General features: G+C 31.8%; 26 protein-coding genes. 19 read left to right on the top strand and 7 right to left on the bottom strand.

From position 1 onward, the window contains the following. Positions 1 to 14 precede the first annotated feature (14 nt). Positions 15 to 788 (top strand): S1/P1 nuclease, encoded by a 774-nt coding sequence (locus tag BT107_RS16400; protein ID WP_072304918.1) that lies wholly within the window; start codon positions 15 to 17, stop codon positions 786 to 788. A gap of 225 nt (positions 789 to 1013) precedes the next feature. On the opposite strand, the gene BT107_RS16395 is transcribed toward BT107_RS16400, so the two are convergent. Beyond that, positions 1014 to 1886, bottom strand: a complete 873-nt coding sequence (locus BT107_RS16395) for an AraC family transcriptional regulator (protein WP_072304917.1) — start codon at positions 1884 to 1886, stop codon at positions 1014 to 1016. Between the two features lie 230 nt (positions 1887 to 2116). Between BT107_RS16395 and BT107_RS16390 the strand changes: the two genes are divergently transcribed. After that, complete coding sequence (locus BT107_RS16390) at positions 2117 to 2704, top strand: hypothetical protein (RefSeq protein ID WP_139254335.1); 588 nt, start codon at positions 2117 to 2119, stop codon at positions 2702 to 2704. Positions 2705 to 2761: 57 nt separating this feature from the next. Here the strand turns inward: BT107_RS16390 and BT107_RS17695 are convergent, their stop codons facing one another. The 3 genes from BT107_RS17695 to BT107_RS16375 form a co-directional block, all read right to left on the bottom strand. Next, the gene (locus BT107_RS17695) at positions 2762 to 3121 is read right to left on the bottom strand and encodes a DoxX family protein (RefSeq protein WP_072304915.1); all 360 of its coding nucleotides are present in this window, start codon (positions 3119 to 3121) and stop codon (positions 2762 to 2764) included. A gap of 4 nt (positions 3122 to 3125) precedes the next feature. Further along, on the bottom strand, positions 3126 to 3758 hold the full coding sequence (locus BT107_RS16380) for an MOSC domain-containing protein (protein WP_072304914.1): 633 nt from the start codon (positions 3756 to 3758) through the stop codon (positions 3126 to 3128). 70 nt (positions 3759 to 3828) lie between these two features. Continuing rightward, a complete protein-coding gene (locus BT107_RS16375; protein ID WP_072304913.1) occupies positions 3829 to 4179 on the bottom strand; it encodes a DUF6249 domain-containing protein in 351 nt (116 codons plus the stop codon). A 142-nt stretch (positions 4180 to 4321) separates the two neighbouring features. Between BT107_RS16375 and BT107_RS16370 the strand changes: the two genes are divergently transcribed. The 3 genes from BT107_RS16370 to BT107_RS16360 all read left to right on the top strand — a co-directional run bounded on the left by BT107_RS16370 (position 4322) and on the right by BT107_RS16360 (position 5542). Next, positions 4322 to 4900, top strand: a complete 579-nt coding sequence (locus tag BT107_RS16370; protein ID WP_072304940.1) for an RNA polymerase sigma factor — start codon at positions 4322 to 4324, stop codon at positions 4898 to 4900. Continuing rightward, complete coding sequence (locus tag BT107_RS16365) at positions 4893 to 5288, top strand: hypothetical protein (RefSeq protein ID WP_072304912.1); 396 nt, start codon at positions 4893 to 4895, stop codon at positions 5286 to 5288. The genes BT107_RS16370 and BT107_RS16365 overlap by 8 nt, the downstream gene beginning before the upstream one ends. A gap of 65 nt (positions 5289 to 5353) precedes the next feature. Further along, positions 5354 to 5542, top strand: coding sequence for a hypothetical protein (locus BT107_RS16360; protein WP_072304911.1), 189 nt, complete (start codon positions 5354 to 5356; stop codon positions 5540 to 5542). Positions 5543 to 5581: 39 nt separating this feature from the next. On the opposite strand, the gene htpG is transcribed toward BT107_RS16360, so the two are convergent. Beyond that, positions 5582 to 7471 (bottom strand): molecular chaperone HtpG, encoded by a 1890-nt coding sequence (htpG, locus tag BT107_RS16355; RefSeq protein ID WP_072304910.1) that lies wholly within the window; start codon positions 7469 to 7471, stop codon positions 5582 to 5584. 239 nt (positions 7472 to 7710) lie between these two features. Here htpG and BT107_RS16350 point away from each other — a divergent pair, with 239 nt between their 5' ends. Both BT107_RS16350 and BT107_RS16345 read left to right on the top strand, forming a co-directional pair. Further along, a complete protein-coding gene (locus BT107_RS16350; RefSeq protein WP_072304909.1) occupies positions 7711 to 8721 on the top strand; it encodes a 3-oxoacyl-ACP synthase III family protein in 1011 nt (336 codons plus the stop codon). Between the two features lie 222 nt (positions 8722 to 8943). Continuing rightward, positions 8944 to 9303 carry a CoA-binding protein gene (locus tag BT107_RS16345; RefSeq protein WP_072304908.1) on the top strand — a complete coding sequence of 120 codons (360 nt, stop codon included), beginning with the start codon at positions 8944 to 8946 and terminating at the stop codon, positions 9301 to 9303. A 79-nt stretch (positions 9304 to 9382) separates the two neighbouring features. Here BT107_RS16345 and BT107_RS16340 read toward each other — a convergent pair whose 3' ends face one another. Further along, the gene (locus BT107_RS16340; RefSeq protein ID WP_072304907.1) at positions 9383 to 10849 is read right to left on the bottom strand and encodes a sodium:solute symporter; all 1467 of its coding nucleotides are present in this window, start codon (positions 10847 to 10849) and stop codon (positions 9383 to 9385) included. A gap of 109 nt (positions 10850 to 10958) precedes the next feature. Between BT107_RS16340 and recR the strand changes: the two genes are divergently transcribed. From recR to BT107_RS16280, 12 genes are all read left to right on the top strand, one after another. Continuing rightward, positions 10959 to 11576 (top strand): recombination mediator RecR, encoded by a 618-nt coding sequence (gene recR / locus BT107_RS16335; RefSeq protein WP_072304906.1) that lies wholly within the window; start codon positions 10959 to 10961, stop codon positions 11574 to 11576. Between the two features lie 98 nt (positions 11577 to 11674). Further along, complete coding sequence (locus tag BT107_RS16330; protein ID WP_072304905.1) at positions 11675 to 13012, top strand: dihydrolipoamide acetyltransferase family protein; 1338 nt, start codon at positions 11675 to 11677, stop codon at positions 13010 to 13012. A gap of 124 nt (positions 13013 to 13136) precedes the next feature. After that, complete coding sequence (locus BT107_RS16325) at positions 13137 to 13913, top strand: 3'-5' exonuclease (protein ID WP_072304904.1); 777 nt, start codon at positions 13137 to 13139, stop codon at positions 13911 to 13913. Between the two features lie 4 nt (positions 13914 to 13917). Beyond that, positions 13918 to 14832 carry a carboxypeptidase-like regulatory domain-containing protein gene (locus BT107_RS16320; RefSeq protein ID WP_072304903.1) on the top strand — a complete coding sequence of 305 codons (915 nt, stop codon included), beginning with the start codon at positions 13918 to 13920 and terminating at the stop codon, positions 14830 to 14832. A 15-nt stretch (positions 14833 to 14847) separates the two neighbouring features. Continuing rightward, positions 14848 to 15459: a fumarylacetoacetate hydrolase family protein gene (locus tag BT107_RS16315; protein WP_072304902.1), complete on the top strand. Its 612-nt coding sequence runs from the start codon at positions 14848 to 14850 to the stop codon at positions 15457 to 15459. A gap of 8 nt (positions 15460 to 15467) precedes the next feature. Continuing rightward, positions 15468 to 15806 carry an Hpt domain-containing protein gene (locus BT107_RS16310; RefSeq protein WP_072304901.1) on the top strand — a complete coding sequence of 113 codons (339 nt, stop codon included), beginning with the start codon at positions 15468 to 15470 and terminating at the stop codon, positions 15804 to 15806. Further along, entirely contained in the window at positions 15806 to 17053 is a 1248-nt protein-coding gene (locus BT107_RS16305; RefSeq protein WP_072304900.1) for a competence/damage-inducible protein A, read from the top strand. Before BT107_RS16310 ends, BT107_RS16305 begins: the two co-directional genes overlap by 1 nt. 118 nt (positions 17054 to 17171) lie before the next feature. Beyond that, positions 17172 to 17408, top strand: a complete 237-nt coding sequence (gene rpmB, locus BT107_RS16300; protein ID WP_013620064.1) for a 50S ribosomal protein L28 — start codon at positions 17172 to 17174, stop codon at positions 17406 to 17408. A 21-nt stretch (positions 17409 to 17429) separates the two neighbouring features. Then, positions 17430 to 17612 carry a 50S ribosomal protein L33 gene (rpmG, locus tag BT107_RS16295; protein ID WP_024481505.1) on the top strand — a complete coding sequence of 61 codons (183 nt, stop codon included), beginning with the start codon at positions 17430 to 17432 and terminating at the stop codon, positions 17610 to 17612. A 42-nt stretch (positions 17613 to 17654) separates the two neighbouring features. Continuing rightward, on the top strand, positions 17655 to 17807 hold the full coding sequence (locus tag BT107_RS16290; RefSeq protein WP_072304899.1) for a DUF4295 domain-containing protein: 153 nt from the start codon (positions 17655 to 17657) through the stop codon (positions 17805 to 17807). Between the two features lie 91 nt (positions 17808 to 17898). Continuing rightward, positions 17899 to 18861: a signal recognition particle-docking protein FtsY gene (ftsY, locus tag BT107_RS16285; RefSeq protein WP_072304898.1), complete on the top strand. Its 963-nt coding sequence runs from the start codon at positions 17899 to 17901 to the stop codon at positions 18859 to 18861. Between the two features lie 48 nt (positions 18862 to 18909). Next, positions 18910 to 20580: an amidase family protein gene (locus tag BT107_RS16280; RefSeq protein WP_072304897.1), complete on the top strand. Its 1671-nt coding sequence runs from the start codon at positions 18910 to 18912 to the stop codon at positions 20578 to 20580. Here the strand turns inward: BT107_RS16280 and BT107_RS16275 are convergent. Next, positions 20577 to 21665: a serine hydrolase domain-containing protein gene (locus tag BT107_RS16275; protein WP_072304896.1), complete on the bottom strand. Its 1089-nt coding sequence runs from the start codon at positions 21663 to 21665 to the stop codon at positions 20577 to 20579. The genes BT107_RS16280 and BT107_RS16275 overlap by 4 nt on opposite strands. Positions 21666 to 21733: the final 68 nt, after the last annotated feature.

The following is a 21733-nucleotide window of genomic DNA, read 5'->3' as shown; positions in this document are numbered from 1 at the left end:
AAAAAATAACGAGAATGAAAAACATATGTATACTGCTTTTTTTAGCAGTTCAGGTTTCTTTTGCTAACAATGTATTTTGGGGTAAAACAGGGCATAGAACAGTTGGTGAAGTTGCACAAAAAGAATTAAGCAGAAAAGCTAAAAAGGCAATTAAAGAATTGTTAGATGGCCAAGATTTAGCTTTTGCATCTAACCACGCAGATGATATAAAATCTGACAGAACTTTTAAGGCGTATTCTCCTTGGCATTATGTAAACTTTCCGGCAGATAAAAAATATACAGACATAACACCACCGCCAGAAGGAGATTTAATGGTTGGTATAGAAAAATGTTTATCTGTCTTAAAAGATAAGAACAGTTCTAAAAAAGAGAAATCTTTTCATTTAAAGATGCTAATTCACCTAATTGGAGATATGCACCAGCCATTACACGCAGGCCACGCAGAAGACAAAGGTGGTAACGACATACAAGTACGTTGGTTTAATGACGGAACTAACTTGCACCGTGTTTGGGATTCTGATATGATAAATTCTTATGGTATGAGTTATACTGAATTAGCAGGTGCTTTGCCTAAGCTTGATAAAAAAGAGGTTGCTAAAATACAAGGCGGTACTGTTTATGATTGGATTGAAGAATCTCAGGACCTAGCAGAAGAAGTTTATAAGTCTGCTGAGGTTGGAGAAAAATTAGGTTATAGATACAGTTACCTTTATATGGATACACTGCGTAACCAATTATTAAAAGGAGGTTTGCGTTTGGCTAAAGTTTTAAATGATCTGTATAAATAATTTTAACGATTATATTGAAGCTATGCCTAACTTATTTTGGTTTTTGGCATAATTATTGAAAATTACTTAGTGTAGTTGTGTATGAGGACATTAGTGAGCCAAATCCAAACTTATTAAAGGCAGTATGTAACTCGCAATGAAACTAGGATAACAAAAAAAAGGTCTTTATATACTAAAGACCTTTTTTTTTTTGCTCTAACTTTAAATTAGAAATAGCCCAATTATTTAGGCTACAATAGTTTTAAGTTCGTTTCTATATTCAGATGGATTTTGCCCAGTAAATTTTTTAAACGATTTATTAAAGTGAGAAAAATTATTAAATCCACACTCAAAACAAACCTCTGTAATACTCATTTTTTGCTCTGCCAATAATTTAGACGCGTGTACCAATCTATATTCATTGGTAAACTGAATAAAGGTTTTGTTGGTTATTTTTTTAAAGTACCTACAAAAAGAAGGTACAGTCATATTAACTAAAGACGCAATACTGTCTAATGTAATCTCCTCTCTAAAGTTAGTTTTTACATAATTAAAGATAACGTTAATACGGTCGTTGTCTTTAACTTCAGTTTTCATAGAAAAGCCTTCTGCATTTAATAAGGTGTATTCTTTAGATTTACCAAGTTCGTTAAATATGTTTAGAATTGATATTAAACGTTGAAAATCGGTTTGGTACTCTAATACTTCAATTTTATCTCCAATCTTTAACTTGGTGTTACCGTGAAAAGCAATGCCACCTTTACAGGTTTCTAATAAAGATTTAATATTTCTTAGTTCTGGCAGGTTAAAAAAATTAGCCCCTAAAAAATCGGGTAACATTTGTACAACCGTTTCACTTTTGTTTTTTGTTAGTACATCTGTAAGTCCACAATGAGGTAAATTACCATCTATTAAAATTAAATCGCCATCTGTGTAATAAGATATGTGACTCCCTATTTGTCTTTTTCCAGAGCCACCATTAACATATACCAGTTCTATCTCTGGATGATAATGCCAGGTGTTGTTTTTGTTATTTGTAGCTTCATCAAACTTCTGATATGTAAACGAATGACCAAAGTCTGGTGCAATAGCTTCAAAAATGGGTTTTTGGTTCGACATTATAAATAGATTTAAATACAAAAATAGAACAACTAAATGTTTTTAAAAACATTTTAAGGCTCATTTTGTATGTTAAATTAACATTAAGTGAGTGTTGTTGTAGTATTGTGGTTAATATAGCATATATATTGGAAAATATAGAGGTAAAATTAACCGAATACCCCACATATATTTGCAGTGTAATTATTTACCAATCAAAACAAAAAGAATAATCCTAAAAAAGTAAACCTATGAAAACAATTTTTAAATTCTCGACCCTAGTTCTGTTTTTGTTTGTGTCAACAGCAAGTTTTGCAGATGAATCTTCACTAGAATTAGTGACTAAAAAAGACTCTAAAGATTTAGTCTTCAAATTTGAAGCAAAAAATCTTCAAACAGTAATAAAATTCGAAGATCAATATTCTGGTGTATTTTATTCTGAAGAAATAGTAAATGAAGCAGTTTATTCTAAAAAATTCAATGTTATGAATTTAGAAGATGGGCATTATTTTTTAAACGTAGAAAATATGTTGAAGAAGGTTTCTTATGCAATACATATTAAAAACGGTAGTGTTGTTGTAGATGAAAAAACAGAAGAAGCAAAGCCTATTTTTCAGAAAAAAGGAGACTTAGTATTAATGAGTTTCTTAAATAAAAAGAAAGGTAAAGTTGTTGTTTCAGTTTACGATTTAGAAGGAAATGAAGTATACGAAGAAACTTTTAATAACAAATTAAGAGTAGAGAAAGCCTTTAGGTTTACAAACTTTACAGAAGACGAATTTAGGTTTGTTGTAGAAGTAAACAAGGCTAGATACAATAAATTAGTAAGTTTAGACTAGTTATAATTGAGTATTGTTGATAAAAAGGAGGCTATTTATAGCCTCCTTTTTTTGTTTTCAAAACTGCAAATACCAATACGCCCAATACATTAGGGTAAACTGTAAAGGTATACGTAAAACTAAGATGTAAAAGGGTATGCCAGCCGCTGCTTTTTTGCTAGAGAGCATATAAAAATGGACTAATAAAAAAACAGTAAGCATAGCTATTAGAGCGTAAATAGCATAGTCTTTGGATGAAGTAAAACATAAGCCAAAACCTATAAAAATTTCCATTAAACCGCTAATATATACTAACGATAAGTGTTTTGGTAAATATCTAGGCATAATGCGCATATACATTTTAGGTTTTATAAAATGCATAAAACCAGCAAAAATATAAAGTAAAGCCATTAGGTATAAATGCCAAGGGTAGATCATATTTTTATAAATATTTAGCTAAACGTTCTCTTTTTTTCTCTGGCAAAGCAGTATTGTTAACCGCTAATTTTATGTGTTCTAAATTCTTTTTTTTAGAATATAGAAGTTTGTAAAAGTCTTGTGTGGTAAGTGAGTTGCTAGACTGTTCTATTAAAGTTAGAGAATCTCCGATTTGCACATTGCCTTCTTCTAAAATTTGTACATAAGTCCCAGGACGATTGTGAGCTATAAACTGTCTTAATATTTCTTGGTCTCCAAAGCGTATGCCTAGTTTATAGCAAGGTTCCCTAGGTTGTGATATTTGCACAAGAGCAGAACCAATTTTATAAATATCTCCAATTCTAAGTGTAGCTTCATCTAAACCTTCTACGGTTAAGTTTTCTCCAAACATTCCCCAATCCCATTCTAAGTTAGGATATAATTTTTTCCAATAGTCATACACATCAGCAGAAAATAAATAACAAGCTTTATATATACCACCGTGGTGTTTACGGTCTATTACAGTATCATTTGCAACATCTGTACTTTTTAAATATAAAGGTGTTGTTGTGGGGTATTTGTAAATTCCGGTTACTTCTTCCTTACCGTTCCATAGTATTGTGGTTGGCTTTCCAAGGTTTGTTGCTACTATTTTCATTCTATAAAGATAAAAAACCATTGCATATAAATACAATGGTTTCTATTAAGTAGTTTAGGTTAAGGTGTAACTATAGCTCTTCTTTGTCCATTTTTTTTACCATAAAAAAGCCAATTAATAAAGCCGTACCAGCGGTAATAAAAGTTGTACCTACAGCAACAGCCTCGTCTAGGCCCATATTTATAAATATGTTTCCTAGTAGTATACCTAAGCCAATACCTATAACTAATAAAGAAAAGTTTAGTGTTAGTATTTTCCAAATTGGTGCTGCTTTATCTTGTTTGCCCTTGACAAATATACCTGCGTCTAGACCTTTTTCTATTAAAGCTAAGCGCTCTTTATTGCGTGTAGAAAAGAATAAGTAAAATACGCCAAAGATAGATGCAAATATTAATGCTACAATTAGTACTTCTGGTCCCATAGTTATGTAATTTAAATTGATTAATTTTATTTTGTTCTTATGGTAAGACGATAGTTTTTTATTTATGGTTACAAGTTTATCAAAAAAATATTTTTTAACTACTTTGGTAACCAAACCAATTAATAGGTCGTCTAACCTACAAATGACTAATACAAACGACCAATATTATATAACCAAAATACTTGCCGGTGACGCGCAAGCCTATACATTTCTTGTAAATAAATATAAGGATATGGTTTTTACGTTAGCTGTTAGAATGTTGCGTAATAAAGAAGAAGCAGAAGAGGTTGCACAAGATGCTTTTGTAAAAGCGTATATAAAATTAGACAAGTTTAAAGGAGATGCTAAATTTTCTACTTGGCTATATAAGGTGGTTTATAACACAAGTTTAGATAAACTAAAAAAACTAAAGAAAAATGCTTTGGTTGTACCTATAGAAAATGTAACAGAAAGAAATTTGCATACAATAGATAATGCTTTAGAGCAAATGCAAGACAAAGAGCGTACAGCTGCAATACAAGAATGCATAGCGCTATTAGCAGCAGATGAAAGTGCTTTACTAACCTTGTTTTATTTTGAAGAGCTATCGCTAAAAGAAATAGCCAAAATAACAGCAATACCAGTAAATAATTTAAAGGTTAAATTGTTTAGAAGTAGAAAAAAATTAGCAGCAATAATAGAAACTAAGATCTCTCCAGAAATAATAAATATATATGGATAAGGAACAAAAAAATATAGACGAGTTTATAGGTAAAACCATGCGGTCTTTACCAATAGAGAAAACATCTGTAGATTTTACAGACCTAATTATGTCTAAAGTAGCAGTTGAAAAATCGTCTACTGTAACAACCTATACATCTTTAATATCTAAGCCAGTTTGGGCATTTATTTTTGTTTTATTAGGTGGCTTATGCGTGTATTTATCATTCTTTGGAACAGAGGAAAACCCAAATTGGTTGCCAAATACAAATTATAATGTACTAACATCACTATTTAAAAATATACATTTAAATAATAGTTTACTATATGGTATAGTGGCTTTGGCTGTAATGACTTTGATACAGGTGCCTATTTATAAAAATTATTACAAAAATAAATTTCAGGTATAAATACCTTAAAACTTACTTATTTTTAAGCCATCACTAAAATTTAGTGATGGCTTTTTTTGTTAAAAATGAAACCCTTTAAAAAGACAATCGTTTTTAAGATAGAATATTTACACACATTTATGCAACAAACCACCAACCAAATAATTGAAGGCTGTAAAAAGGGAGATAAAAAATCTCAGGTGCAGTTGTATACAAATTATTGCGATGCAATGTTTGCAATTGCTTGTAGGTATAAAAAAATCCGCATCAAGTAATTGATGCGGATTTTATATTTTAAAGCTTGTAGGAACTTATTACTTTACCATTTCGTAACTTCTTTTAATAAAGTTAGTAAGCTCTTCACCTTTTAATAAGCCTTTAGATAAGCGTGCTAAATCTAAAGATTGGTTTATTAAACGTTGTTTAGTTTCTGGAGCATCTGCATTTAGAATTTCAGAAACCAAAGCGTGGTTTGTGTTAACAATTAGGTTGTACATTTCTGGCATATTACCCATACCAAACATACCACCACCGCCACCGGTTTGTTGCATCTCTTTCATTCTACGCATAAACTCTGGCTCTGTAATTGTAAAAGGAGAAGCAGCACTATCCATAGCTTCTAATTGTACAGTAAAGCTTTTGTTTGTAATTGTTTCTTCTAGTTCTTTTTTAAGAGCTTCTTTTTCTTCTTCAGAAAGTTTAGATATTTGCTCTTCATCTTTCTTAATAAGATTATCTATGTGGTCTGCATCTACTCTTGCAAAAGAAATATTCTCTTTAGAAGTTTCTAATTTTTGCATTAAGTGACTAATAATAGGAGAATCTAGTAATAGAACCTCGTATCCTTTAGCTTTTGCAGCTTCAATATAACTGTGTTGTGCTTCTTTATCAGACGCATATAAAAGAACTAATTTATTATCCTTATCAGTCTGCGTAGCTTTTAATTTTTCCTGTAATTCTTCAAACGTATAGAAAGCACCGTCTACAGTTGGGTATAATGCAAATTTGTCAGCCTTGTCAAAGAATTTATCATCAGAAAGCATTCCGTATTCAATAACAATTTTAATGTCATTCCACTTAGCTTCAAAATCTTCTCTGTTATTCTTGTATAAAGAAGCTAATTTATCAGCTACTTTTTTAGAGATGTAAGATGATATTTTTTTAACAGCACCATCTGCTTGTAAGTAAGATCTAGATACATTTAATGGTATATCTGGAGAATCTATAACACCACGCAACATAGTTAAAAACTCTGGTACAATACCTTCTACATTATCTGTAACAAATACTTGGTTTTGGTACAATTGTATACGGTCTTTTTGTACGTTTAAATCGTTTGTTAACTTAGGGAAATATAAAATACCAGTTAAGTTAAAAGGGTAGTCTACATTAAGGTGTATGTTAAACAAAGGCTCCTCAAACTGCATTGGGTATAACTCTCTGTAAAAACCTTTATAGTCTTCTTCTTTTAAATCTGCAGGAGCTTTTGTCCAAGCAGGGTTAGGGTTATTTATAATATTGTCTACCTCTTGTGTAGGTGCAGGATCTTCTTCCTTAGCATCTTCTGGCTTAGGTAAAGTTTCTGTACGCATACCAAATTTAATTGGTACAGGCATAAATTTGTTGTACTTGTTTAAAAGTTCACTTATTTTACCTTCTTCTAAAAACTCAGTAGAGTCTTCTGCAACGTGTAAAATAATTTCGGTACCACGATCTGTCTTGTCAGCTGCTTCTAATGTAAAATTAGGAGAACCATCACAAGTCCAATGTGCTGCTGGCTCGTCTTTAAAGCTTTTTGTAATAATTTCTACTTTTTCTGCAACCATAAAGGCAGAGTAAAAACCAAGACCAAAATGACCAATAATACCAGAATCTTTAGCAGAATCTTTGTACTTGTCTAAAAATTCTTCAGCACCAGAAAAAGCAACTTGGTTAATGTATTTTTCAACCTCGTCTGCAGTCATACCTAGACCTTGATCTATAATATGTATTTTTTTTCCTTCTTTATCTACTTTTATTTCGATAACTGGATTACCATATTCTACTTTAGCTTCACCTATAGAAGTTAAATGCTTTAATTTTAATGTTGCATCTGTAGCATTAGATATTAATTCGCGTAAAAATATCTCGTGATCACTATAAAGGAACTTCTTTATAAGTGGAAAAATATTCTCTACGGATACATTAATCTTACCTGTCGCCATAATTAAATTGTATTTTTTTTAATCCCTAAGAGGGAAACTGATTATTATTTTTAATTCTGTAATTACTATGGCAAATAAAATACCAATTAAGGTTACTATGACAAACTGGCACACCTTGCGTTAATTATCAGTTTTTTTGGTTATCTTCAATCTATTGCAAATAAAAATTATCATTATTTATATATTGCAACCTTAAATAGGGTTTTGACCTAAAGAAATAAGATTTTAAAGTAGAAAATATGTATAATTCAAAAATAACAGGGTTAGGTCATTATGTGCCAGAAAACGTGGTTACAAACGATGATTTGTCTAAGGTGATGGATACCAATGACGCTTGGATACAAGAACGTACAGGTATTAAAGAAAGAAGACACGTAGTAAAAGGTGATGGCGATACAACTACTACAATGGGCGTTAAAGCTGCCAAAATTGCTATAGAGCGTGCTGGTATAGATAAGGATGATATTGACTTTATTGTTTTTGCTACACTAAGTCCAGATTATTATTTTCCAGGACCAGGGGTTTTAGTACAAAGAGATTTAGGCATAAAAACTGTTGGTGCTTTAGATGTTAGAAACCAGTGTTCTGGTTTTGTTTATGCTATTTCTGTGGCAGACCAATATATAAAAAGCGGAATGTATAAAAATGTTCTAGTAATAGGATCTGAATTACATTCTCACGGATTAGATATGTCTACACGCGGTAGAGGTGTCTCGGTAATTTTTGGTGATGGTGCAGGAGCAGCAATATTAAGTAGGGCAGAAGATACAGATACTGGTATTTTATCTACGCATTTACATTCTGAAGGGCAACACGCAGAAGAATTATCTTTAATTGCTCCAGGTATGGGTAAGCGTTGGGTTACAGATATTATAGAAGAGAACGATCCTAATGACGAGTCTTATTTTCCGTATATGAATGGACAATTTGTATTTAAAAATGCAGTAGTTCGTTTTAGTGAGGTTATTATGGAAGGGTTACAGGCTAATAATTTAGAAGTATCTGATATTGATATGCTAGTACCACACCAGGCAAACCTTAGAATTTCTCAGTTTATACAGAAGAAGTTTAAGTTAAATGATGATCAGGTTTTTAATAATATTATGAAATATGGTAATACAACAGCAGCATCTATACCAATAGCATTAACAGAGGCTTGGGAACAAGGTAAAGTTAAAAAGGGCGACTTAGTCGTTTTAGCAGCCTTTGGTAGTGGCTTTACTTGGGGGAGTGTGGTAATTAAATGGTAACCAGAACCTAACCTTTATAAAAACACAAAGCCCAGAGTTATAAAACTCTGGGCTTCTTTGTCATCGATAGGCTATACTAAACACTAACCATTAACTATAAAAATACAGCGTTATCAATGACCTTATCTTAAATGTCTTTAATAATAACTAGTTAGCTATTAGACGTTTATTTTACAATAAAGTTACATTAGTTAACAAAATTTAACATTAAATTTTCAAAAAATGTCTAAAACCCTTGTTTTTGGTGCTTCGTTGAATCCGAATCGATATAGTTATCTTGCTGTAAAGAAACTATTAGAAAAGAAAATAACAACAGTAGCGTTTGGTAAAAATTTAGGGACTATTTTACAGCTCCAAATTAAAGATAATTTAACGGATTTTCAAAATATAAATACAGTTACTTTGTATTTAAACCCATCTAGGCAGGTAGAATATTACAATTCTATAGTAAAATTACAACCAAAACGAGTAATATTTAATCCCGGAACAGAAAATCCTGAATTTTATAAAATCCTGAAAAAGAATAATATAGAGGTTTTGGAGGCTTGTACTTTAGTTTTATTAGCTACAAATCAATATTAAATTTAAAAATATATTGCGAGTTAAAAAATATTACAAATAATAAATATTTAACTTTTTGTTAAGATTTTTAAAATTGATTTTATTCTTTTTCACGTATCAACCAAAGACCAAAAAAGGTAAGTAAACCGTTAATTGGTAGCAATTCATATCCAACAATATAGCCTCCAAGTTTTTCAGCTGGTATATTAGAAATTAACAAAATAAGAAAAACGGGTAATATTGCAACTAGCCAAGACCATTTGTCCTTTATTTTATGTTTTGTAAAAATACCAAATGCAAATAAGCCAAGTAGAGGTCCGTATGTATAGGTAGCAACAGTAAGTAAGCTGTCTATAACGTTGCGGTCTAGGATGTTTTTAAATATTATAATAACAATAATAAGTAAAACACTCATACCTATATGAGTAAGTTTACGCAGTTTCTTTTGTTCTTTCTCTGGCTTTTTTTCAATTCCTAAGAAATCTACACAAAAAGAAGTTGTTAAAGATGTAAGTGCACTATCTGCACTACTGTATGCTGCAGCTATTAAACCCAGCATAAATGTTATGGCTATTGTAATTCCTAATCCGCTATTTAAGGCAATTTCAGGAAAAAGTAAATCTGTTTTAGGTTCGCCTACGCCTCCAAGAGAAGGTGTAGTAATATTAAATTTATTAGCATAGATAAATAAAAGAGCTCCTAATAATAAAAAGATAAAGTTAACAACTACCAATACTAAGCTAAAAGAAACCATATTTTTCTGTGCATCTTTTAATGTTTTGCAACTTAGGTTTTTTTGCATCATATCTTGGTCTAAGCCTGTCATACAAATAGCAATAAACATACCTCCAAAAAATGATTTTATAAAATGGTTTTTAGCAAGGAAGCTATCGGTATAAAATATCTTGTTGTATTGTTTAAGTTCATCAGATGCTAACAACTCTCCTAAGCCAAGCTCTAACTTATCTGTTATAAAGTAAATAGATAAGCCAACTGAGATAAGCATAAACAATGTTTGTAGTGTATCTGTCCAGACAATAGTTTTTATTCCGCCTTTAAAAGTATAGATCCATATAAGTAATATAGATAGGGTTACAGTAATTTCAAACGGAATGTTTAAGTCGTCAAAAACAAATTGCTGTAACACTAAAGCAACTAAAAACAATCTAAAAGAGGCACCTAACACCCTAGATATAAAGAAAAAGAAAGCTCCTGTTTTGTAACTAACAATACCAAAACGCTCTTTTAAATACTCGTAAATAGAGGTTACGTTAAGTTTATAGTAAATAGGCATTAGTAGGTATGCTATAACAAAGTAACCTACCAAATAACCAAAAACAACTTGCATATAGCTAAACTGTGATCCTTGTACCCAGCCAGGAACAGATATAAATGTAACGCCAGATAAAGACGCCCCAACCATACCAAAAGCTACAATGTACCATGGAGATTGTTTTCCGGCTTTAAAAAAATCTTCGTTCGAATCGTTTTTTCCGGTTAAGTAAGATATTAGTAGTAATACCAAAAAGTAACAACCTATAAGAATTAGGATATGTGTAGATGTCATAATGCGTAAATTACGGGTGCAAAGTACAAAAAGAAAAAATATCATCATAGGTATTAATCCTTCATAAATAACAAGAATATATTGTAAATTTGTATAGAAAAATAATTGAATGGAATTCTCTTCTAAGTTGTTAGAAAATGCAGTGTATGAAATTTCTCAGTTGCCAGGAATTGGCAAGCGAACAGCTTTGCGTTTAGCATTACATTTATTAAAGCAACCCAAAGATCAAACTACCGCATTGTCTACTAGTTTGTTAAAGCTAAGAGAAGAAATTAAGTTTTGTTCTAACTGCCATAATATATCAGACGTTGCCTTGTGCGAAATTTGTGCAAATCCTAAAAGAGATGAGTCTTTGGTTTGTGTGGTAGAAGATATTAGAGATGTAATGGCAATAGAAAACACAGGGCAATACAGAGGGTTATATCACGTTTTAGGAGGTAGAATATCTCCAATGGAAGGTGTAGGTCCGCAGAACTTAACTATAAATTCTTTGGTTAATAAATCAAAAGAAGGTATTATAAAAGAACTTATTTTTGCTTTAAGTTCTACAATGGAAGGTGATACAACTAACTTTTATATTTATAAACAGATAGAAAGTTTAGACTTAAAAACATCTACTATAGCGCGTGGTATAGCAGTTGGTGATGAGCTAGAATATGCAGATGAGGTTACATTGGGTAGGAGTATTTTAAACAGGGTTCCTTTTGAGAATTCTTTAAAATTGTAATGGTTTAAATTAAAATAAATGCACTAAATACAGTTAAATGGTGTTTTAATTGTTATTTTTGTAAAATTAAGTATATAATTTGCTTTTAAAATAGTGATATGTCAAAGTTTGAATTAAAATTACCTCAGATGGGTGAAAGTGTTGCAGAAGCAACATTAACTACTTGGTTAAAGCAGGTAGGAGATACCATTGAGATGGATGAGGCTGTTTTTGAAATTGCCACAGATAAAGTAGATTCTGAAGTACCTTCTGAAGTAGAAGGTGTATTGGTTGAAATGCTTTTTGATGTTGATGATGTAGTACAAGTTGGCCAGACTGTTGCTATAATAGAAGTTTCTGGAGATGCAGGAACTACTGTTGCGACAGATGCTAATAATACTAAGGTTGAAGATAAAGTTGATACAACACCAGAAGTTGCTGCTATAGAGAGCTCTATTGCGGTAGCTAAAGAGACTGTTGCTGCGCCACAAGATTTTAGTGATACAGAAAAATTTTACTCTCCTTTAGTTAAAAACATAGCTAAAGAAGAAGGTATTTCTGTTGCAGAATTAGACGCAATAGTTGGTACAGGTAAAGAAGGCAGAGTAACAAAGAAAGACATATTAGATTATGTAGAAAATAGAACAGCACCTAGTAATAATGGTAGTGTTGCTGCTGCACAAGCGGCTCCAGCATCAGTTGCGCCAAAAGCACAAGCTCCTAAAGCAGCGCCAGTTGTTGCATCAGCAGGAGATGAGGTTGTTCCGTTATCTCGTATGGGTAAGTTAATTGCCCAACATATGACGTCTAGTATATCTACATCTGCGCACGTACAGAGTTTTATAGAAGTAGATGTTACTAATCTTGTAAACTGGAGAAATAAAACTAAAGATGCTTTTCAAAAAAGAGAAGGAGAAAAACTAACGTTTACTCCAATTTTTATGGAAGCTGTAGCATTTGCTATTAAAAAGTTCCCGTTAATCAATATTTCTTTTGATGGCGATTCTGTAATAAAAAAGAAAAATATAAATATAGGTATGGCAGCAGCTTTACCAGACGGTAATTTAATTGTGCCTGTAATTAAAAATGCAGATCAGTTAAACTTAGTTGGTATGGCAAAAGTTGTAAACGATTTGGCAAACAGATCTAGAAACAATGCTTTAAAGCCAGATGATATTCAAGGTGGTACATATACAGTAACAAATGTTGGCACATTTGGTAGTGTGTTTGGTACGCCAATTATTAACCAGCCACAAGTTGCTATTTTAGCATTAGGAGCAATACGTAAAGTACCTTCTGTTATAGAGACACCAGAGGGAGATTTTATAGGTATACGTTCTAAAATGTTCTTATCGCATAGTTATGATCACCGTGTTGTAAATGGTGCTTTAGGTGGTATGTTTATTAAAGCTGTAGCAGATTATCTAGAGGCTTGGGATGTAAATAGAGAGATTTAAAAAGCGTATAATTGCTTTAATAGTATAGAAATGCTCTGTTTTTTACAGAGCATTTTTTTTTATACTTATTTTCCTTTTCGTAAAAGTAGCTATTCATCTATATTTGTGATAAAATAGAAATAAAATGGATTTAAAGTTAACACGACCAATATGTTTTTTCGATTTAGAAACAACAGGAATAAACGTGGCTAAAGATAGAGTGGTAGAGATTTCCATTTTAAAAGTATATCCTAACGGAAATAAAGAAAGCAAAACGTGGTTGGTAAATCCAGAAATGCAAATTCCAGAAGAGGTAATAGCAGTACATGGTATTACAAACGAGAAAGTTGCTAATGAGCCAACTTTTGCAGCATTGTCTAAAGAAATTTATGCAATGATTAAAGATTGCGATTTAGGAGGGTACAATTCAGATAGGTTTGATATTCCACTTCTAGCAGAAGAAATGTTACGTGCAGATGTAGATTTTGATATGAAAAACACAGTTTCTGTAGATGTACAGACTATTTTTCATAAAATGGAGAAAAGAACATTAGAGGCTGCTTATAAATTCTATTGCGATAAAGATTTAACCAATGCACATAGTGCTGCTGCAGATACTAATGCAACATACGAGGTTTTAAAATCTCAGTTAGATCGTTACCCAGAATTAGAAAACGATATTAAAAAATTATCAGAATTTACTACGCGTAGAAAATTTGTAGATTTTGCTGGTTTTATTATAATAGATAAAGATGGCGATGCTGCTTTTTCTTTTGGTAAGCACAAAGGAAAAAAAGTAGATGCTGTTTTAGAAAAAGAACCTGGTTATTTTGGGTGGATTTTAAATGCCGATTTTCCTCTTTACACTAAAAAAGTACTAACGCAAATTAAGCTTAGTAAGTTAAATAATAAGTTAGGTTAAAAAAATGAGATTTTTTTTATTGTTCTTTTTCTTTGTGTTTACTATAACTGCGCAGGAGGTTTTAATAGATGGTACTATTTATGACTCTAAAACTCAAGAGTCAATACCTTATGTAAGTGTCAGCTTTTTAAATACATTAAAAGGGGCATCTACAGATGAAAAGGGTTATTTTTTTATAGACGTTCCATCTGCCTTTTTAGAAAAAAAAGTACACTTGTCTTCTTTGGGGTATAAAGATACTATTGTAGCAGTTAAACAAATTGTTACAGATAAAAAGTTCTATATGGAGCAAGAGTCTTTTGAGTTAGATGAGGTTGTTGTAGCTAAATCTTTAGGAGATTCTTACGTCTTAAACCCTGTTGCTAGTTATGATTTAAAAAGCGGATTTGCATCTTCTTCTACGCCTTGGGTTTTAGCAACGTATTATCCAAACATAGGAGCTCAGAAAAAATACATTAATAAGGTTACGGTGTTTTTTCAGAAAGATGATAGTTTTAAAAGAAAGGCATCTAAATTCAGGATTCGTGTATACAGTGTAAATCCTGAAACAAAAAAGCCAGAAGCAGATTTACTTCGTAAAAGTATAATTTTAGAGGCATTTGCAGAGAACGATTTTGTGTCAATAGACTTATCTGCATTTAATATAAAAATGCCAAGAGAAGGTGTTTATATTGGGTTAGAGTGGTTATTTATACCTTACAATTGGTATGCGCTAAAAGGCAAAGACCCTATTAGTAATGAGTTAACTTTAGAAGATAGGTTTGCACCTACATTTGGAGGTATTTACAATAAAAACCAAAACTTTAAAGTTATGGTTTATGGTATGGGTGAGTGGACAGATTTTAAAGTGAAGTCTAAAGACAATACAAAACATCTAATACCTGCAGTAAGCTTAAAGCTATCAAAAGAAAAGCAATAAAATATATAGTTTGATATGAAAATAATTTGCATTGGTCGTAATTATACAGATCATATTAAAGAATTAGATAACGAGCGTCCAACAGATCCAGTAGTTTTTATTAAGCCAGACTCTGCTGTTTTGCCAAAAGAACAAGATTTTTATATTCCAGAATTTTCTGAAGATATACACTACGAGGTTGAAGTTTTGGTTAAAATAAAGAAGGTTGGTAAGCATATTGATAGAAATTTTGCAGCTAATTATTATGATGAAATTGGGCTGGGAATAGACTTTACGGCACGTGATCTTCAATCTAAATTGAAAGAAAAAGGATTACCTTGGGAGAAAGCTAAAGGTTTTGATGGTGCAGCTGTTATTGGTAAGTGGTTGCCTAAGAGTAAGTTTCAATCTGTAGACAATATTAATTTTTCATTATTAAAAAATGAAGAAATTGTACAAAAAGGGAATACAAACCTAATGTTATGGAAAATAGACGAGCTTATCTCGTATGTTTCTCAATATTTTACGTTAAAAAAAGGAGATATAATATTTACGGGAACACCAGCAGGTGTAGGAAGAGTAGATGTTAATGATTACCTTTGCGGTACGTTGGAAGATGAACAAATGTTTACATTAAATATTAAATAAATGATATAATGATATATAGTCTTGATAAATTAAATGAAATGGCTGAGGGTGATACGGAATTTATCAATTCGGTTGTATCTGTTTTTTTAGAGGAAGTGCCAGAGGATTTAGACTTGCTAGAAAAAGCAATTGAAAGTAAAGATTATGAACCTACATATCAATTGGCACACAAAATTAAGCCAAATGTAGATTTGTTAGGTATGGAGCAAACAAGAGCTGCTGCATTTGAAATAGAAACTCTAGGAAAAGAAAAAGGAGATTTTGTTAAGATTGAAGAGACTTTTAAATTGTTGAAAATAGATGTACAACAAGTAGTTTCAGAATTAAAGAACGATTTTAACCTGTAATGTTTGCAGAAATAATAACCATAGGAGACGAGTTGCTTATTGGGCAAGTTGTAGATACTAACTCAGCTTTTATTGGTAAGGAATTAAATAAAATTGGGGTATCTGTTTATCAAATAACATCTGTACAAGATAATAAACAGCATATCCTTTCTGCTTTAAAAGAAGCAGCGAAAAGAGTAGATGTTGTTTTAATTACTGGTGGTTTAGGACCAACTAAAGACGATATTACTAAACACACTTTATGCGAGTATTTTAATGATACTTTGGTGCAGAATGATGAGGTGTTGCTACACGTAAAAGAGTTATTTAAAAGATACTCAGACAATCCAATATCAGATATAAATAAACAACAAGCACTAGTTTTGTCTAAAGCTACTGTTTTGCATAATATAAAGGGTACGGCTCCAGGAATGTGGATTAAAGATACTAACACAGTCTTTGTTTCTATGCCAGGTGTCCCTTTTGAAATGCGTTACTTAATTACAGAAGAAGTTGTGCCGCGTATAATTAGAGAGTTCAATAGACCTCATATTATACATAAAACATTTGTGACTTATGGTATAGGAGAAAGTGCATTGGCAGAGCTAATAGGGCAATGGGAAGATAAGTTACCTGGTAATTTAAATTTAGCATATTTACCAAGTTTAGGTTCTGTACGTTTGCGTTTGTCTGGTAAAAGTGAGCATAAAGAAGAGTTAGAAGATGTTATAAAAGTAGAGAGTGCTAAATTATTACAAATAATAGGCGATCTAATTTACGGTGAAGAAGGAGAAGATAACTTAGAGGTTGTTGTTGCTAGGCTGTTAACAGAAAAGTCTAAAACATTAGCTACAGCAGAAAGCTTTACGGGAGGTAAAATAGCAGAAATGTTAACATCTAAACCTGGAGCATCTCAATATTTTAAAGGTAGTGTAGTTAGTTATGCTACAGAGGTAAAAATTAATGTATTAAACGTACCAGAGAAAATTATTAAAGAGTATTCTGTAGTTAGTGAGCAAGTGGCAATGGCAATGGCTAAAAATGTTCAAAAACTGCTTAAAACAGATTTTGCAATTTCAACAACTGGAAATGCAGGACCTACAAAGGGTGATTCTGATGCAGATGTTGGTACTGTTTTTATTGGTATAGCAACGCCGACTAAAATTTTTGCAATAAAAGAACAATTAGGAGGGCAGCGAGAAAGAATAGTTAATAGGTCCGTAAATAGGGCTCTTGAGCTATTGTATAAAGAAATTTTAGAGAGTTAATAGGCTTCTTTTTGTCAAGGATTAAAATAAAATGAAAAAATTGACGAAAAGAATTTTGTCTACCCAAAAAAAAGACATAAATTTGCAGCCTGTTTAAAATAACACAAAATCTAGCATAATGTCAAAAGTTTGTGAAATCACTGGGAAGAAAGCAATGTTTGGGAACAACGTGTCTTTCTCTATTAATAAGACAAGAAGAAGGTTTGATGTAAACCTATCTAAGAAACGTTTTTACATTCCAGAGGAAGATCGTTGGATTACTTTGAAAGTATCTACAAGAGCTCTTAAGAGTATCAATAAAAAAGGAATCTCTGAAGTATTAAAAGAGGCTAAAGCACAAGGGATAATTAAATAATCTCTTCTAAAAAGAATTAAGATGGCAAAGAAAGGTAACAGAATACAAGTTATTTTAGAGTGTACAGAGCACAAAGAGTCAGGGCAACCAGGTACTTCTAGGTACATTACCACTAAAAATAAGAAGAACACTCCAGATAGAATTGAGTTAAAGAAATTTAACCCAATTTTAAAGAAGATGACTGTTCATAAAGAAATAAAATAATTTATATTTCCTTTAGTAAGGAAATTGTTAAACTAACAAGTTATGGCAAAGAAAACAGTAGCAAGTTTACAGACCAGCTCAAAGAGATTAACTAAAGCCATTAAGATGGTAAAATCTCCTAAATCAGGAGCTTACACATTTGTGGAATCAGTTATGGCTCCAGAATTAGTAAGCGAGTGGTTAGCTAAAAAATAATATCAATATATAGTATTGATTATAAAAGCTACTTTCATTAGAAAGTGGCTTTTTTTATTTTTATATCTTTGGTAAAATTACAGGATAAAAAATGAGTTTATTTAAAAATATTTTTTCTTCTAAAAAGAAGGAAACCCTAGATAAAGGGCTAGAGAAAAGTAAAACAAGCTTTTTTTCTAAATTAAGTAAAGCTGTAGCTGGTAAAGCAAAGGTAGACGAGGATGTGCTAGATAACTTGGAAGAGATTTTAGTAACTTCTGATGTTGGTGTAGAAACAACCTTAAAAATTATTAATCGTATAGAAGCTCGTGTTTCTAAAGATAAGTATTTAGGTACGGACGAACTTAATGTTATTTTACGTGAGGAAATAGCCGGACTTTTATCTGAAACCAATACTGGTAACGCTACAGAATTTACAATTCCTAAAGGTGTAAAGCCTTATGTAATTATGGTTGTTGGTGTTAATGGTGTAGGTAAAACTACAACTATTGGTAAAATGGCTTATCAGTTTAAAAAAGAAGGATTAAAAGTTGTTTTAGGTGCTGCTGATACTTTTAGAGCAGCTGCAATAGATCAATTGCAAGTTTGGGCAGATCGTGTGGATATACCTATTGTAAAGCAAAAAATGGGTAGTGATCCTGCTTCTGTTGCTTTTGATACGTTGAGTTCTGCGGTTACTCAAGGTGCAGATGTTGTAATTATAGATACAGCAGGTCGTTTGCATAATAAAATAAATTTAATGAACGAGCTTACCAAGGTAAAGCGAGTTATGCATAAAGTAGTAGAAAACACACCACACGAAGTAATGTTGGTGCTAGATGGTTCTACTGGTCAAAATGCTTTTGAGCAGGCTAAAGAATTTACAAAGGCTACTGAGGTAACATCTTTAGCGGTTACTAAATTAGATGGTACAGCAAAAGGAGGGGTTGTAATTGGTATATCAGATCAATTTAAGATCCCTGTAAAATATATAGGAGTAGGAGAGGGTATTGAGGACTTGCAAGTTTTTAATAAGTTTGAGTTTGTAGATTCTTTCTTCAATTTAAAAAAGTAATATAAAAACCTCCATTAGGAGGTTTTTTTGGTTTTAAGCTATTTGGTTATGAAAAAAATATTTTTAGTTACATTGATGTTGCTTGGTTTTGCTTGTAAAAATAAAGAAGCAACACCTAAAGAAGAAGTTGTATTGTGGACGCCTTATAATGATTCTTTAGATGTTGAAAAGAATAAAACGCATAAAAACTCTAGAATGCGTTACAAACTTTTGCAATCTAAAGTAATAGATAAAAATGAAATTTTTCTTCCTTTATATCCAGAGGTTCAAAAATTATCAGAAAAAGAATATGTAGCATTAAAGCCTCTTATTTTAGAGCAAAATATTTATGCATTACGTAAGCAATTAGATGAAGGTGTATTAACTTATGAGAAATTGGTTCTTTTTTATTTGTACAGAATTTATAAGTATGAGTTAGATAATACCACAACCTTAAATACAGTAATAGCTTTAAATAAAGATGTGGTTAAGCAAGCTCGTAAATTAGATGAGCTTAAAAATAGGGGTAATGAGCCTGCTGGTAAACACCCCATATATGGTATGCCTATATTGTTAAAAGACAATATTAACACTAAAAATATGGTAACCACTGCTGGTGCAATAGCATTAAAAAATAACAGTACAGATGATGCTTTTATAGTAAAGCAACTAAAGGAAAATGGCGCCTTAATTTTAGGAAAAGTTAATTTAAGTGAATGGGCTTATTTTTTATGTACTGGTTGTCCTGTTGGGTATAGTGCGGTAGGCGGACAAACATTAAACCCTTACGGTAGAACAGTTTTTGAAACAGGAGGATCTAGTGCCGGTAGTGGTACAGCTATTGCAGCAAATTATGCGGTAGCTGCTGTAGGTACAGAAACATCGGGTTCTATATTGTCTCCTTCTAGTCAAAACTCGGTAGTTGGCTTAAAACCAACAATTGGTTTGTTAAGTAGAACGGGTATTGTACCAATTTCTAGTACATTAGATACTCCTGGTCCAATGGCTAAAAACGTAGTTGATGCTGCTATTTTGTTAGATGCAATGAAGGGTGAAGATGCTGCAGATAACAAATCTGTAGAAAAACAATTAGGAATACTTTCTGCACCTTTAACAGATAATAACTTAAAAGGAAAGCGTTTTGGGGTGATTAAAAATTTGTTAGAGACAGATTCTATTTACAAAACAACAATAGATAAATTAAGAGAGCATGGAGGTGTTATTGTAGAAATTACACCTCCAGAAGTTTCAATGAGTGGTTTTTTAAGTTTTTTAAATATTGATATGAAGCACGATTTGCCAACCTACATAAAAAATCAAACTAAAAATAAACTGACAATAAACGATATAAAATCTGCAGTAGCGTTTAATGATAAAGACTCTGTTACAAGAATACCTTATGGGCAAGCCTTATTTAGAGGAATTTTAGCAGATACCACTACAGTTGAAGAATTGGCTGTCATTGTTAATAATTTAGAACAAAACGGAAGGCGTTATTTTAATGAGGCTATGGATGCTCATAATTTAAATGCAATTTTATCTATTAATAATTACCACGCTGGTTATGCCGCAGTAGCTAAATATCCTGCAATTACAGTACCAATGGGATATAAAAAAACAGGAGAGCCAATTAGTTTAACTTTTATAGCTAAACAATTTAAAGAGGCAGAATTGTTGCGTTATGCAGCGGGTTTTGAGTCTGTTTTTAAAGCAAGGCAAATACCAAAAAATTACAACTAGTTAATTAAGTTATTTATTTTCTCCCAAAGTAGGTTGTCAAAACTAGACGGACCAAGTAATTCATCATTAGCAGCATCACCTAAACGTACAACAACTAAGTTTTTGCTAGGTGAAATGTATAGTTTTTGGTCATCCTTGCCTAAGGCGGCTATTAAATCGTTTGGTGCATTAGGTATTAGTTTTCCAGTGTAATTAAGTTCAGAAGCAGGTAGTTTATATGATGCTTTTCCGTTTAGCCACCAAAAATAACCATATGCATAATTTAAGTTTTGAGACGTGCTTGTCATTTCGTTAAAATATGTTTCTGATTCTAACACCGGAATTCCATCCCAATTTCCTTTATTTAGATTTAAAATTCCATACCTGGCCATACTTCTGGCGTTGCTGTAATACAATTTAAAATAACCAAAAGGTACCCAAGAGCCTTGCATACCAATTACATTTTTTAGTTTATCATTAAAATAAGTATTAAAATTTTGCTGTGTGGCTCCTTCTATAATACTATGCATAATAGTGTATGCTCCATTATGGTAGTACCAAAATGTTCCTGGTGAATTTTTAAAAGAGAAACACTCTGGGTCTGTACAGCTGTTGTTAGTTACAGTATAATCTAAACCAGTAGTCATAGTTAAATGGTTTTTAACTGTAATGCTTTGTTCTTGAACAGTGGTTAAAGAAGACCAATCTGTGCCCAAATAATTGCTAGATGGCAAATTGATATCTAAAAAACCTTCGTCAATAGCAATTCCGGCAGTAAAAGATACTAATGTTTTTGCAGCAGAATTCCAGGGTAAATTAGAGGTCGCATTAGCATTATTACCATACCATTCAACTACAATTTTTCCGTTTTCAAGTATTAAAAAAGCTTTTGTTTTGTTGGCTTCAACAAAACTTAAAAGTGGTTGTAAAGCATCTTCATTCCAGTCTAAATCTTCAACTGTATTAGTTTTCCATTGATCAGAGTTTATTGGCGGAAAATACATTTCATCAGAATCTGTATCGTTTATGCTATTTTCTTTATCTGTAGAACAGCTGCAAATTATACAAAGTACTAATGTTAAAAAAGAGTATCTGTAACTTTTCATCTTGTATATTTTTAAGTTTAGATAATATTATAGGTTAATGGTTTAACGTAAAACTCATAAAATTAGTT

This window comes from Cellulophaga fucicola (assembly GCF_900119145.1).
In the GTDB taxonomy this organism is placed as follows: domain Bacteria; phylum Bacteroidota; class Bacteroidia; order Flavobacteriales; family Flavobacteriaceae; genus Cellulophaga; species Cellulophaga fucicola.
Note: the sequence above shows the minus strand (reverse complement) of the source record. Positions and strands in the feature narration are given on the sequence as shown.

Coding starts and splice junctions, on each gene's coding strand:
- BT107_RS16360 (WP_072304911.1), top strand. CDS start 5,354: ATGAAACCCTTTAAAAAGACAATCGTTTTTAAGATAGAATATTTACAC.
- BT107_RS16365 (WP_072304912.1), top strand. CDS start 4,893: ATGGATAAGGAACAAAAAAATATAGACGAGTTTATAGGTAAAACCATG.
- BT107_RS16290 (WP_072304899.1), top strand. CDS start 17,655: ATGGCAAAGAAAACAGTAGCAAGTTTACAGACCAGCTCAAAGAGATTA.
- htpG (WP_072304910.1), bottom strand. CDS start 7,471: ATGGCGACAGGTAAGATTAATGTATCCGTAGAGAATATTTTTCCACTT.
- BT107_RS16320 (WP_072304903.1), top strand. CDS start 13,918: ATGAGATTTTTTTTATTGTTCTTTTTCTTTGTGTTTACTATAACTGCG.
- ftsY (WP_072304898.1), top strand. CDS start 17,899: ATGAGTTTATTTAAAAATATTTTTTCTTCTAAAAAGAAGGAAACCCTA.
- recR (WP_072304906.1), top strand. CDS start 10,959: ATGGAATTCTCTTCTAAGTTGTTAGAAAATGCAGTGTATGAAATTTCT.
- BT107_RS16330 (WP_072304905.1), top strand. CDS start 11,675: ATGTCAAAGTTTGAATTAAAATTACCTCAGATGGGTGAAAGTGTTGCA.
- BT107_RS16380 (WP_072304914.1), bottom strand. CDS start 3,758: ATGAAAATAGTAGCAACAAACCTTGGAAAGCCAACCACAATACTATGG.
- BT107_RS16345 (WP_072304908.1), top strand. CDS start 8,944: ATGTCTAAAACCCTTGTTTTTGGTGCTTCGTTGAATCCGAATCGATAT.
- BT107_RS17695 (WP_072304915.1), bottom strand. CDS start 3,121: ATGATCTACCCTTGGCATTTATACCTAATGGCTTTACTTTATATTTTT.
- rpmB (WP_013620064.1), top strand. CDS start 17,172: ATGTCAAAAGTTTGTGAAATCACTGGGAAGAAAGCAATGTTTGGGAAC.
- BT107_RS16310 (WP_072304901.1), top strand. CDS start 15,468: ATGATATATAGTCTTGATAAATTAAATGAAATGGCTGAGGGTGATACG.
- BT107_RS16390 (WP_139254335.1), top strand. CDS start 2,117: ATGAAAACAATTTTTAAATTCTCGACCCTAGTTCTGTTTTTGTTTGTG.
- BT107_RS16280 (WP_072304897.1), top strand. CDS start 18,910: ATGAAAAAAATATTTTTAGTTACATTGATGTTGCTTGGTTTTGCTTGT.
- BT107_RS16350 (WP_072304909.1), top strand. CDS start 7,711: ATGTATAATTCAAAAATAACAGGGTTAGGTCATTATGTGCCAGAAAAC.
- BT107_RS16315 (WP_072304902.1), top strand. CDS start 14,848: ATGAAAATAATTTGCATTGGTCGTAATTATACAGATCATATTAAAGAA.
- rpmG (WP_024481505.1), top strand. CDS start 17,430: ATGGCAAAGAAAGGTAACAGAATACAAGTTATTTTAGAGTGTACAGAG.
- BT107_RS16395 (WP_072304917.1), bottom strand. CDS start 1,886: ATGTCGAACCAAAAACCCATTTTTGAAGCTATTGCACCAGACTTTGGT.
- BT107_RS16305 (WP_072304900.1), top strand. CDS start 15,806: ATGTTTGCAGAAATAATAACCATAGGAGACGAGTTGCTTATTGGGCAA.
- BT107_RS16370 (WP_072304940.1), top strand. CDS start 4,322: ATGACTAATACAAACGACCAATATTATATAACCAAAATACTTGCCGGT.
- BT107_RS16340 (WP_072304907.1), bottom strand. CDS start 10,849: ATGACATCTACACATATCCTAATTCTTATAGGTTGTTACTTTTTGGTA.
- BT107_RS16275 (WP_072304896.1), bottom strand. CDS start 21,665: ATGAAAAGTTACAGATACTCTTTTTTAACATTAGTACTTTGTATAATT.
- BT107_RS16375 (WP_072304913.1), bottom strand. CDS start 4,179: ATGGGACCAGAAGTACTAATTGTAGCATTAATATTTGCATCTATCTTT.
- BT107_RS16400 (WP_072304918.1), top strand. CDS start 15: ATGAAAAACATATGTATACTGCTTTTTTTAGCAGTTCAGGTTTCTTTT.
- BT107_RS16325 (WP_072304904.1), top strand. CDS start 13,137: ATGGATTTAAAGTTAACACGACCAATATGTTTTTTCGATTTAGAAACA.